The organism is Paenibacillus sp. FSL R7-0297 (assembly GCF_038009025.1).
Lineage (GTDB): Bacteria > Bacillota > Bacilli > Paenibacillales > Paenibacillaceae > Paenibacillus_AQ.
In genome coordinates this window covers 4,346,690-4,359,659 of sequence record NZ_JBBPAQ010000001.1, presented here as the reverse complement: position 1 = coordinate 4,359,659, position 12,970 = coordinate 4,346,690, and the positions used below count along the sequence as shown (strand labels likewise).

The following is a 12,970-nucleotide window of genomic DNA, read 5'->3' as shown; positions in this document are numbered from 1 at the left end:
AGGTAAATTACAGAATTTTGCGGAACAAGGCAATAACTTCTTCTTTGGTAGGAATGAAAGGGTTGCCCGGTGCGCAGGCATCCTTCATCGCATTCTCAGCCAGCAGATCCAAATCCACTTCATCTACACCCAGCTCGGACAGTTTGGCCGGAATACCAACTTCCTTGGACAGGGCTTTGATCGATTCGATGACGAAATCCGCGCATTCCTTGTCGTTCTTGCCTTCGACCTGCAATCCGATCGCTTTGGCAATCGCTCTGAATTTCTCAGGCACATATTTGGCATTCTCTTCTTCCACATGTGGCAGCAGCATCGCATTACAGACGCCATGCGGAAGGTCATACACGCCACCGAGCTGATGTGCCATGGCATGCACATAACCAAGTCCGGCATTGTTGAAGGCCAGGCCTCCCAGGAAGATCGCATACACCATCTGCTCACGTGCTTCGATATCATGTCCGTTTGTTACGGTACGGGCCAGGTTTCCAAATATCAGTTCAACAGCCGCCAGTGCAGTAGCGTCAGTTACAGGGTAAGCGCCTGGTGTAACCAGTGCTTCAATTGCATGCGTCAGTGCATCCATACCTGTAGCCGCGGTAAGTGCAGCAGGCTTGTCGATCATCAGTTCAGGATCATTCACCGAAATGGTGGCGATACTGTTCTTGTCGACCATTACCATCTTGATCTTGCGTTCTTCATCTGTAATTACATAGTTAATTGTAACTTCACTTGAGGTTCCTGCAGTAGTGTTCACGGCTACGATGGGCAGGGATTTGTTCTTGGACTTGTGAACGCCTTCATAATCAGCAATATATCCGCCGTTGGTTGCTACAATCCCGATCGCTTTAGCAGTATCCTGCGGCGATCCTCCGCCGATAGAGATCAGATAGTCGCATTGATGATCATTCAGGAAATCAACGCCGTCATGGACATTTTTGCAGGTTGGGTTCGGCTTCACTTCATCATATACGACATAGTTAATCCCTGCTTCATCCAGGACAGCCAGCAGTTTGCCGGCGATCCCGCTCTTCGTCAGGAACTTATCCGTAACCACGAGCGCTTTCTTCAAATTCAGTTCTTGAATATAGGGAGCGATTTCCTTCAGACAGCCCTTACCCATAATGTTGATGGACGGAACATAATAGACATGAGTACTCATTGCTTGACCAGCCTCCCAGGCAAATTAGTATAGAACGATTACAGTAAGCTAAGTATCTCCACTGATAGTAGGAAGTACATTCTGGCTGCGGCGCCTCAGGCTGGTCACTGAGGTTAAGCAGCAGACCGGCTCCGGCGCTTCCGTTGGGAACCGGCATACGCTTTCAAAGAGATTATTAGCATCCTCATCGTATCGCCAATAATCTGTGTTGTCAACAAATTAAATATTAATTATGTTGTTTTCATTTGTTTAATGTCTGTTTTGCAAAGAACATAATATAATACATGTTGTTTTTCTTATATTCATTGTACAACACAGAAATAACGGTCTATATTTAAATATAAGAATCTATCTGTTTCACACGATAACTTATCCTTATAGTATTTCTCGCTGAAACGTTACCGTCCCTAAAAAGGACGGCCAAGCCGTTTCCACTTGAAGCTATAAGCTACCGGAAAGGTGATACGTATGCTTGCTGCCGAAAGACGCAAAAAAATAATAGATCTTGTTCATCAGGATAAACGTGTGCTTGTGTCCGATTTGAGCCGGATGTTCGAGGTCACAGAGGAAACGATACGCAGAGATCTGGAGAAGCTGGAGAAGGACGGAATTGTCAGCCGCACCTACGGCGGAGCGATGCTGAACAGACATACCAATGAAGATCTGCCGTTCCTGACCCGGGGGGCGCTCAATACGGATATCAAACGCAATATCGCGATTAAAGCTCTCAATCTGATTAACGACGGGGATACGCTTATGGTAGACCCCAGTTCTACCTCGTTTGAATTCCTTAAGCTGCTGGGCAATAAAAGCAATCTGACAATCATCACGAATTCGATCAACATTCTGCATGAATTCGCGAGTTCCAGCCTGAACATTATTTCCACCGGGGGTTCGCTGCGCCACCGCTCCCTGTCGCTGGTCGGCCCTGTAGCCCACGATACCACCCAGCGCTATAATGTGGACATCGCTGTGATCAGCTGTAAAGGCATTGATATGGAGCACGGAGTTACCGATTCCAATGAACCGGAATGCGAAACGAAGAAATACATGCTGCGCCAGGCGGAAAAGGTAGTGCTGCTGGCCGACCATACCAAGTTTGACAAAACCGCCTTCGCCAAGCTGGTCGAGCTGAGCCGGATCGATGTGCTGATTACGGACCGCAAACCTTCGGATGCATGGCTTAAGCTGCTGTCCGGGAAGAATGTGGAAGTGTTATATTAAGTAGACCTGGCGCAGGAATCAACAGGCCAGTCCCCTATATAAGTGTATAAAAGCAAAAGGCAAACCCTCTCTTCCCGGATTCGGGATCAGAAGCTTTGCCTTTTTGCATACTCTCCATTCCATTGCAGTCTATTCCTGACTCTATTGGAATTCACTTCCCCTATATGATAAACTTGCAGAAATTATCTGCTATTCATAAAGGAGCGGAAAAATGCTATGGGGAAAAAGAAGCAAGCCTTACCCGCCGATTTTGGCGAGCGGGTCAAAACGAGTGATATCGCAGCGCTCAAGGCCATCTTTGAGGAGTGCGAATGGGATGCCCGCGGGGGTTACAGCAAAGGAACCGCGCTCAGCTTCCGGCAGATCCCGGATGAGCTGGTCCGCTGGCTTGTAGAGCAGGGTGCCGACATCAACACCCGGGACAAATATGAGCACACTCCGCTGCACTCCCAGGCTGCAACCTGGTCCGGAAATATCCCGTTACTCATGGAATTAGGCGCGGACCCCGATGCCCTGGATTATCAGAATGAGACACCGCTGCACGCAGCGGCAGGTTATTACCGTACCCGGGCCATACAGGACCTGGTCGCCCATGGTGCAAACATCCATGCGGAGAATAAACGGAAACAAACACCGCTCGCTAAGGGATTATCCCAATGCCGGAATATCGATATAGCTAACATGGTGGAAATCTCGAAAATCCTGCTGGATGCCGGAGCAGCAATCACGCTGGAGATGAAAGATTCCGTGCGGCGGATCGGCAAGGATCTGGAATTTGTCAGAGCCAGCCACAGTAATGATGAGCTGGATCAAAAAGCATCCGCAATGCTGGAGCTGTACCGGCTATTCGATGTCGAGCCTGTTGCGAAACAGGTGAAGCACAATGGAACCTCCCCCATCATGGCTGCCACAGCGGCATGGTCCGCCCAGCATCAGGAGCTCTGGGATTACCTTGTCCCTGCTTCAGGGCACGCGCAAACTGTACAGGGAGAGGTTATCCGTATTACCGGACGGGTCTCTCATGAAATCCTGGATAACGGCGGAGGCAACTGGGATGACAATTACCGTAAAATGCTGGATGCCCTTATCCGGCACCTGGGCACAGGTACACCGTTATCTCCCGCCCTTCTCCAGGAGGCAGCTTCATTAACCAATAGACTGCGCAAAGGCTCCGGCTACGATGAACCGGCAAGATTAAGCGAACTGGCAGTGCAGTGGGTACTGGCCAATCCTCAGCCTGTCTCAATGGAACAAACGGATTATACCCGCTAAGTCTAATATATACGGACGTATTACGATACCGCTCCTTTGGAGAGCATGATGTTCAGGATGGCCTGGTCGGTTGCCGCAAGCCCTTCCTGAACCAGTGTCTCCATATTCTTAATTGTATCTTCAACCTTCTCAAAGATTACCCCGTCATTCAGACTGGCTGAAATGTCGTTCATCGCCAGTGTTGCGGATTGGATTGCAGCATTCGTGGCGGTTGAGATTTTGAGCGCGCAGGTCGGTTTCGCACCATCGCAGATCATTCCGGAAGTAGAAGCAATAGTGTTCTGGATGGAGCGCTTGATCTGCTCCAGCGTGCCGCCCATCAGGTAGACAATACCGCTCCCTGCCCCTACTCCCCCGGCAATTCCCGATCCGCACAGCGGGGACAGACGGCCGATATAATGCTTGACGTGAATGGTAATCAGATTGCTGAGCGCCATCGCTCTTGCCAGTGTCTCCTCATCTTTGCCAAGGAGATCAGCAAGGGCAATTACCGGCATCGTGCAGGCAATGCCCTGATTTCCGCTTCCCGCAGTGGTCATGACAGGCATGGCGCTGCCGTCCATCCGCGCATCGGATGCCGCTGCCGTGGCGGCAATAATCCGGTTCGCCACATCCCCCCCGAACAAATTCACCGCCGATTGCTGGCTCATCTTCCTGCCCACCTGCAGGCCATACTCCCCGCGCAGCCCCTCATCCGAAATCGCTTTATTCATCCGCGCTCCTTCCAGCAGAAACCGCAGCTCAGTGAAATCCGCAGTCTGGATGAATTCATATATTTCTTCCAATGAAACCGAATATACCTCCGGGTCCAGCATGTCTGACTCCTCGCAATCCGCCTTGTCCTTCCCCGGCTCCAGCTTAACGCCGTCTTTGGACAGGAATACTACATTCGTATGCTCTTTAGATACAATTGCAGTCGCTGTATGATTCAAGCTGCTCACCCTGGCTTCAATATACAATTTCTCAGGGGTATCCTTCAGTTCCACATTCAGCAGCTTCTGCCCGATCATCGCATTAGCCTTCGCCAGCTCTTCGGGAGTAAGTCCGGATAGAATCTCCAGCTTGCGATGAGAACGGCGGATCACTGCGCCCAAGGCTGCTGCTATCGGCAGACCGGTCTGCCCGGTGCCCGGAATCCCTACACCCATCGCATTCTTCACAATATTCCCGCTGAGGAACAGCTGAATCGAAGTAATCTCTCCCTCAACCTGTTCAGCCGCCAAAGAGACTGCATAGGCAACCGCAATCGGCTCAGTGCAGCCTTCTGCCGGAACAATTTCTTTGATCAATACTTCCAGTAGGTTAACCATACGCGAATCACCATTCCTCTATCTCTCTCTATATAACTATTCCTATATAGTACCTCAGATTGATAGCCTGGGGGAATCCCCGTTATTAACCATTAACCAGCGGGTTATTCAATTTCCATCCGGCTGAACTCGTGAATTCTGTTATTTCCCAAGTAACAACCCGAGTTTCCCCAGCCTCTTCAGCCCTTCAGTACAGGCCCATCCCCCCGCACCCGCCAGAATAGCATTGTGAAAAATTTTCAGTGCCAGTGAATATGTCATACTGCCTAAAACAATTTCAACTGCAATAAACCGGATGATATCGCCCTTAGTGATCAGATAGACTGTAAATTCCTGATTACGAGACACTGGTTCATCCCCCGTCTGCTTCTCTTTCTGTACCTATATGCTCCGTGCGGGTTGTCTAATTCGGGAGCAGCAAGGTTGAGCCGCTATCTGCCCACTCCTCAGACTCAAAGACACTACCCGGCACCAAAAAACAGCAAATCCCCAAAGGATCTGCTGCTCTTTTCACACTTCTATTATCTTATAGGACCAGAGTCCGGCAACTGCCGCCCCTGCTGCTTCCTTTACTTCGTCTCCACAGCATGGCCGCCGAATTCATTACGCAGCGCAGCAACTACTTTGCCGGTGAAGGTATCGGTCTCCAGCGACCGGTAGCGCATCAGCAGCGCCATGGCGATAACCGGCGTAGCCGCCTGCAGATCAAACGCGGTCTCCAGCGTCCATCTGCCTTCCCCGGAGGAATGCATGATTCCCTTGATCTCATCCAGCTTGGCATCCTTGGAGAAGGCGCGTTCGATCAGCTCCATCAGCCAGGAGCGGACGACCGATCCGTTATTCCAGACGCGGGCCACCTGCTCGAAGTCGAAGTCATAGCCGCTTTTCTCCAGCACCTCAAAGCCCTCACCGATGGCAGCCATCATGCCGTACTCAATCCCGTTGTGGACCATCTTCAGGAAGTGTCCGCTGCCGGATTTGCCGGCATACAGGTACCCGTTCTCGACCGCAGTATCCCGGAAAATCGGCTCGACGACCGCCCACGCTTCCTCATCTCCGCCGATCATATAACAAGCGCCATTGCGTGCGCCTTCCATCCCGCCGGAGGTTCCGGCATCCAGGAAATAAATCCCGTGGGCGCTAAGCTCATCGTGACGGCGGATTGACTCCTTATAATGAGAATTCCCGGCTTCGATGATGATATCCCCCTCCGACAACAGCGGCGTCAGTTCTGTGATGACCGAATCCACAAAGGTGTGCGGGACCATGATCCAGAGGATACGCGGGGATTCCAGCTTGCCTGTAAGTTCTGCCAGACTTCCCGCACCGGCGGCTCCTTTCGCTTCCAGCACCTGCACCGCACCGGCGTTCACATCATAAGCCACGACTTCATGTTCGTGCTCCAATAGATTCTGGCCGAGATTGAAGCCCATTTTGCCTAATCCAATTAAACCAACTTTCATTGCAAATCCCTCCGAATGTTATAGATTAGATGATTATGCCGCTACTCACGCACCAGGCCGGATAGCTTCCGGGTCCAGCTCCTGTGTCTGGCGGACCCCGGAATGCTCCACAGCCTCCGGTTCATCAAGCCACCAGTGATGCTCTCCAAGCAGTTCATCGGCAGCCCGGGGTCCAAAGGAACCGGCTGGATACAGATGAAGCGGAAGCGTCCCTTCTGCTGTTGCTTCGATTATAGGCTGAACCCACTGCCAGGACAACTCAACTTCATCCCAATGGGCAAAGAAGGTGGCATCTCCGAGTAAAGCATCATAAATCAGGTTCTCATAGGCTTCCGGCAGATCGGGGTTGCCCGACTCATGCTTAATGCTGACCGGCTCGAGCTGTCCGTGCTGGCGCGGATTTTTGGTATTTAGGGTAAGGGAGATCCCTTCGTTCGGACCAATATCAATCACCAGCAGGTTAGGGTCCAGGGCAAGCTTGCTTCTGTTCTTATTATGCAAATCATTAAACGGCTCTTTGAATTCTATAACAATCCGCGTCGATTTCTCCTTCATGCGTTTGCCGGTGCGGATATAGAATGGCACGTCCTTCCAAAGCGGGTCATCAATCCACAGCCGGGCGGCGATGTAGGTCTCATTCTGTGAAGAGGCTTCTATGCCGGGTTCAGCCGTATAAGCGGGAACCTGCTGCCCGCGCAGCTCACCCGCTGCATACTGGCCGCGTACCACATGCTGCGTCACTTCCTCACGGAGCAATGGCCGTACCGAACGGATCACATGGCGCTTCTTGCTGCGGACATCTTCCGGGGTGCTGCCTTTGGGCAATTGCATAGCCATCATCATAAGCAGCTGCAGCATGTGGTTCTGGAACATGTCGCGCAGCGCGCCAGCCTTGTCATAATACCCAGCCCGTTCTTCCACACCGACCGTTTCACTAGCCGTAATCTGTACGCTCTCGATATACCGGTTCTGCCACAATGCCCGCAGTACCGGATTGGAGTATTTCAGCACCTCAAGGTTCTGCACCATCGGTTTGCCGAGGAAGTGGTCAATCCGGAAGATCTCTTCCTCCTTAAAAGCAGTGTTCAGGCTGTCATTAAGCACCCGTGCCGACTGCAGATCCCGTCCGAACGGTTTCTCGATAATCAGCCGCTTCCATCCCTTCGTGTCACCAAGTCCGCTGGCGTTAATGTTACTGGCAATCTCACCGAAGAATTCAGGACCGACGGATAAGTAGAACATCCGGTTCTGCGGAAGGCCCAGCTCTTCCTCACGGCGCTGCACATGGCCCAGCAGCTTCACATAATCTTCGGGGCGTCCGACATCCAGCACGCTATATTCAAAAGCCAGCAGGAAATTCTGCAGCTCTGCTGAATCCTCAACCGGACGCCGCGAAAAGGTGCGCAATGAATCCAGCACCTGATGCTGGAAGGTTTCATTCGACAACTCTCTTCTGCCGAGACCTATGACTGAGAGAGGACCAGAAAGCTTGCCATCTTTGAACAGGTTATATAGGGCGGGGTATATTTTTCGTTTGGCCAAATCCCCGGTTGCGCCAAATAGTACGAATGATGATGATTCCACTTTCATTCCTCCCGTAATTATCAAATGTTTATGTGGTTACTTATTATTACTCACAAACTTTATAACACTCATCATACGACTGCAGAATCCATTCGTCAACCTCATTTCGACATTTACGAAAAGTACTTATTTTCACGCACTTTCTACTATGTTATAGTAAGGTGGGTATTTATAATAACTACACAAGGGGGAATCCGCATGACACAGGAGCTTAAGCCTTTGCTCGCCAAAGTCGAGCATGTTCATCATATTATCGGCAAGAAGTGGGTGAATCTGATCATCCATGTGTTAATGGAGGGGACCAAACGGTTCAGTGAGCTGCACACGGTCATCCCTGATCTAAGCAAACGTATGCTCAACGAGCGCCTGAAGGAGCTTGAAGAATGCGGCCTGATCAGCCGCGAGGTCATTCCTGACCGTCCGGTAAGGACGGAATATTCGCTCACTGCCAAGGGGCAGGAGCTGGGCACGGCGCTCCTGCCCGTCGAGGCATGGGCGATGAAGTGGCTGTAATGCCGCTGCCCTGAACACGCTAAACAGCAGGCCTCCGGGAAGAAGACCTGCTGTTGTTAGCTTTTATAGTATAAATTAAGCCTTTCAGAATCAGGACACCAGGGTCTTCTCTCCGTCTGCTTCGCTGCTGCCTGCCCGTACATACTTAGTGTTGAAATAGAGCAGCACGATATTGGATCCCAGCAGCGAGGCGCCCGCAAAGCACCAGATGAAGGCATACCCGAGATTCTTGGCCATGATCCCCAGGATCAGCGTAATCAGGAAACCGGCGAGTGATTTGAGCGCTGACAGCCCGGAGGTGAAGGTCGCCCGCTTGGCCCCGGGAATGAAATCCTGTACCCAGACACCTGTAGAAGACATATCCATCCCGAGCCCGAATTCAAACAGCACCAGACCGGCAATAAATACAGCCTTATGCGGAAACAATCCGACCAGCAGCAGTCCGAGTGCAGAGATTACAGTTCCGCAGACGATGATCCGGACGGCAGCAACCTCTTTTTTGGCCAGATAGGAGACCAGGAAGCTCGATACACTAATTACTCCCATGAACAGAATCAGCAGCACCCCGAGGGAACTGACCGGAAATTCCAGCTCATTCACCCCATATACCTGCCAGGACAACAGAAAGACCAGCAAGGCGGTATGTGTCAGGATGCTGCGCAGAAGAATAAACCGCATCTCTGTGCTGCGGGCGAAATCGGCCGAACTGGCATAGATCTCCCGGCGGATGCTGCTCTGCGTTCTGCTTCCGTAGTTGTCGCTGAAGCTGAGCCAGGTATATACGCCGAGTCCTACCGCCAGCACGCCGGCAATAGCCACCGGAAGAACATAATGTACGCGGCTGCTCACCGTACCCATCAATGCACCGACGATGGCAAACGCCGATACAAACCCGCTGATGCGGGGCAGGGCGATTTTTTTATAATCCGGCATTCCCAGCTCTTCCAGCTGATCAATGTACCACGCCTGCGGAGAACCCGAAATCATCGCAACTCCCAGAGACATCACGATGGAGGCGGCGATGAATAAGGCAAGACCGTTAGCAGCGGCAAAAATCCCGAGCCCCGCTCCCCACACCATGAATCCGGCCGCCGTCATGCGCTTTCTTCCATAGATATCGGACAGATTCCCGCTGGGGTAATCAAAGATAGCCATGGACAGTGAAGAAACGGCAAACACGATACTGATCTGAAAGGCATCCACGCCGCGCAAGCTCATCAAAATGATAAAAACCGCGCCATAGAGCTTATCAGCCACATTATACCCCGACAATATGACGCCCAGAAATACACTGTATTTCCGTTGTAGCTGATTGTTCCCCACTCTGCATCCCGCCTTTCGCCTCTCGCCGATATTCCAGTCCGAGTTAATTACTCAGGATTATATTATAATTGTTACCTTTTCAAAGTGAATTACTGCACAGCTGACAGCTCCCTCAATCCAATCCCGGGGTAAAAGGATTAGAACCATGAAGCCCTCATATTGCGGATTTGATCTCGGGGACTGCTTCTAGACCATGGAGTGGATCTACGAGAATTATAACCTGTGCCGGATAATCCTTAGAGTAAGGTCCTAAGGAAATCACGATGCCGCTTCTGCAGCTGCTCAGCTGCCTTGGAACAGGCGAGCAGTCCCAACTAACTATGCCACCTGGGACCAGCCGGAGCATGAAGCTATTCTGCTGCATGGTACAGGCAGCGGCGACTCCTTCATCGATGTATCGCTGATCTAGGGCGATTATTACTAAGTCGAAGCCGTCGCCAAGCTGAAGTGTTGAAGCACCGTATTTTCTAATCTGGCTATTGGATAACTCAAACAGCGGGCCCCCACATACTGGGGACCCGCTGTTTGTTGTTTAAACTTATGGTTCAAAAGATTATTCAAGTGTTGCAGAATCGCGATTCGATTCCGGTTCAAAATCCTGCACGGAATACAACATTCCCTTCACTTTATTGCCTCAAATCCAATAATGTTGTATAAAATACATTCATCTTCTTCCAGACAGCTTAGCGGGAATATTCCTGTATTTGCTACAACAATCCTCCCGAACACCCCAGTATTTAAGGTTCAAAGTTGTAATCTGTACAACACTTTCACCTTAATAGGTGATTATCGCTAACCGTTCGCGGCTGGGCGAAGCTCTGACAACTACACATACGAAATGCTACTGCGGCTCCGCGTGTTCGGATAACCCTTTCAGCTTGCAAATGCTTACCCCCGCTGCTCCTCCAACCACAAGACCGCCGTCACTCCGCGCGGATAATATTTGCTGCCGGTGATCTCGCCGGAGATAATCTGGTCGCTCCAGCTCCAGATCGAGAGCTGCGGATGCGTAAGCCAGGTTACATGTGCCGAATCGGCTGCATGGCCTTTGTCCTCCCACTCCAGACCAAGAATTTGTCTGGCGATGAACTGGCAGAGATAAATCTTGCTCAGCCAGCTGTTGTTGCTGGTGGAGGAGATTTTCCAGCCGCCGTCCTCGAACAAGCACACCCCTTCAACAAGCACGGCCTGCAGATGCGTGTCTAGCGCCGCGATGTATTCGCCGAACCGCCCCTCGCGCTCCAATGCTTCCTTACAGCCTGTGAAGTAAGGGAAGACGAGGCCTTCAATCGCCGGAATAATCTTGGAGTCATTGCCTTCACCGATTACAGCCGGGATATAGCCGCCCTCGGTAACACTGCCCACAATGGTTGCTGCGCAGAGCTCTGCCTGTCTGCCGGCAGTCTGTGACAGCTCCGTATTGCCGTTATCGCGGAAGATCTTCTCCATCGCCAAATACGCTGCCCAGCATTTACCCGCCAGGTAAATATTGTTGCGCGCCTGGCCCAGTGACACATCAAGACTGTCGTACGTAGTAATCTCCGCACCGCCCATTGTCCGCGAGCTGTCGAGGGCCATCACACCGTTTCGTTTCGCCGGGTCCGGATGATCCCGGTTCAGCATACTCTGCAGGCAGCTCTCCAGTACTGTAAGGTTGCGTTCCATCCAGCTAAGGTCACCAGTATGCTCCAGATATACCGCCGCAGTAAGAATCCAGTTCACCAGCTGCTCATGGGTCATATGCGAGAAGCAGCCGTCGATGCCGTACAGCTCATATGAGGAATACCCCGGACGTGAGACGGCATTGGCTACCCCCATATCATGGGTGAAGCTGAGCCCGCCCGGATATTCCGTCATGTCTCCCGGGAAACGGACAGTATCCACATAGCTGTACCGGTCCACGAACATATCCAGCTCATTGCGAACGGTCCACGGATTCATCTTCAGCTCATAGAATAGCTGGTCCACTGTAAGATCGAATGTGTTCATCATCCGGTATTCGCCTTCGTTCACAATCCAGAACGGCTGGGCTTTGTACTCCAGCAGCTCGGTTGAGCCATAATAACTGCGGATGGCATGAGCCAGCATGAATGTCTGGTCTTCGCTGAGCCCGGTTCCTTCCAGCATGGTGTTAGCCTGCTCTGCCTGCTGCTTCAGCTGATCGAAATGGGACAACGCATATTCCGCTACCGCCTCTACATTACTGTAATAGCGGTTATAGTAATAACTGGCGTCCATCCCCGAGGTTACATAGCCGGACCGGTGGAAGCAGACTGCGAACCGGTAGACCTTGCGCTCTCCTGCGGGCACATCCATAACCAGAGCTCCAACCTGGCCGAGTCCGAAGGTCCAGTTCTCCTCCAGCTCCGCTGTGAGAATATCCTCCAGGGTAAAGTGCATGGCAGCTTTCACGCTGCCCTGTTCAGCAGCAATGGCCAGAAACCGGCCTTGTCCGACACCGGTCAGCTCTGCCTGGCCGCCATCGAATCTTCTCAAGGCGTTATAGGGATCATTCCCCTGGAAGCCGAAGAAGGCACGGCGGATAGCATTGCCCGAAGTGTTATCGACTTCCAGCTCTACCAGCACTGCGGGCAGCAGCACTTCCTTAAGCTCTTCGTCAGTAGCCGTTTCGGGGTCCGGAACCGGCCGGACCGGTGACAGAATGCGGAAGGTTAGGTCACCTGCCTGCCAGCTATCCGATGCCAGGCGGAAATCGCGGGTGATCTCTTCGTCTGCGTAGTGATAAAGAATCTGCGGCTTATCCGGGTTCGGGTCGGGGTTCTCGATGTCATAACGTTTACTTTCATCGTCGCTGCCCTGCTCATGGAACGGCAAGGTATCGAAGCCGCTGCCATCCTTGCGCTCCAGACCAATATATACATTCTGTCTAGGCGGTTTGCCCACTTCCAGGTCAAAGCCGCCGGACGCTCCCTTAAATCCGAGGGTAAAGCTTGAAAAAGATCCAATCGGTGAATGATGGGCATTAAAGAATTGATTCTTCGGCATAACGTAATGCACTCCCTCCAGGCTGTGGCCCGGCAGTACCGGGCTTATAACTCTATGTTAGCTTTGCCCCCGCTTATGCAACAGGCGCAAAGCCGCCAATTATTTGGACAAATCAA

10 protein-coding genes are annotated in these 12,970 nt (G+C 51.8%); 3 read left to right on the top strand and 7 right to left on the bottom strand.

The genetic code is table 11. From position 1 onward, the window contains the following. Positions 1-7: 7 nt before the first annotated feature. Positions 8-1,159, bottom strand: coding sequence for an iron-containing alcohol dehydrogenase (locus tag MKZ24_RS19175; protein ID WP_042237012.1), 1,152 nt, complete (start codon positions 1,157-1,159; stop codon positions 8-10). 468 nt (positions 1,160-1,627) lie between these two features. Between MKZ24_RS19175 and MKZ24_RS19170 the strand changes: the two genes are divergently transcribed. Further along, positions 1,628-2,383 (top strand): DeoR/GlpR family DNA-binding transcription regulator, encoded by a 756-nt coding sequence (locus tag MKZ24_RS19170; RefSeq protein WP_042237014.1) that lies wholly within the window; start codon positions 1,628-1,630, stop codon positions 2,381-2,383. A 216-nt stretch (positions 2,384-2,599) separates the two neighbouring features. Then, positions 2,600-3,655, top strand: coding sequence for an ankyrin repeat domain-containing protein (locus tag MKZ24_RS19165; RefSeq protein ID WP_340785550.1), 1,056 nt, complete (start codon positions 2,600-2,602; stop codon positions 3,653-3,655). A 20-nt stretch (positions 3,656-3,675) separates the two neighbouring features. Here MKZ24_RS19165 and MKZ24_RS19160 read toward each other — a convergent pair whose 3' ends face one another. The 4 genes from MKZ24_RS19160 to zwf form a co-directional block, all read right to left on the bottom strand. Further along, positions 3,676-4,965: an L-cysteine desulfidase family protein gene (locus MKZ24_RS19160; RefSeq protein WP_340785548.1), complete on the bottom strand. Its 1,290-nt coding sequence runs from the start codon at positions 4,963-4,965 to the stop codon at positions 3,676-3,678. A gap of 141 nt (positions 4,966-5,106) precedes the next feature. After that, complete coding sequence (locus MKZ24_RS19155) at positions 5,107-5,313, bottom strand: hypothetical protein (protein WP_042237020.1); 207 nt, start codon at positions 5,311-5,313, stop codon at positions 5,107-5,109. A gap of 221 nt (positions 5,314-5,534) precedes the next feature. Continuing rightward, on the bottom strand, positions 5,535-6,428 hold the full coding sequence (gnd, locus tag MKZ24_RS19150; protein WP_042237021.1) for a phosphogluconate dehydrogenase (NAD(+)-dependent, decarboxylating): 894 nt from the start codon (positions 6,426-6,428) through the stop codon (positions 5,535-5,537). A 45-nt stretch (positions 6,429-6,473) separates the two neighbouring features. Next, complete coding sequence (gene zwf / locus MKZ24_RS19145) at positions 6,474-8,012, bottom strand: glucose-6-phosphate dehydrogenase (protein ID WP_042237023.1); 1,539 nt, start codon at positions 8,010-8,012, stop codon at positions 6,474-6,476. Positions 8,013-8,210: 198 nt separating this feature from the next. On the opposite strand from zwf, the gene MKZ24_RS19140 reads away from it, so the two are divergent. Next, positions 8,211-8,525, top strand: a complete 315-nt coding sequence (locus tag MKZ24_RS19140; RefSeq protein WP_042137990.1) for a winged helix-turn-helix transcriptional regulator — start codon at positions 8,211-8,213, stop codon at positions 8,523-8,525. Between the two features lie 90 nt (positions 8,526-8,615). Here the strand turns inward: MKZ24_RS19140 and MKZ24_RS19135 are convergent, their stop codons facing one another. Further along, the gene (locus MKZ24_RS19135) at positions 8,616-9,848 is read right to left on the bottom strand and encodes an MFS transporter (RefSeq protein WP_042237025.1); all 1,233 of its coding nucleotides are present in this window, start codon (positions 9,846-9,848) and stop codon (positions 8,616-8,618) included. Positions 9,849-10,736: 888 nt separating this feature from the next. After that, a complete protein-coding gene (locus tag MKZ24_RS19130) occupies positions 10,737-12,854 on the bottom strand; it encodes a glycoside hydrolase family 52 protein (protein ID WP_042237026.1) in 2,118 nt (705 codons plus the stop codon). Positions 12,855-12,970: the final 116 nt, after the last annotated feature.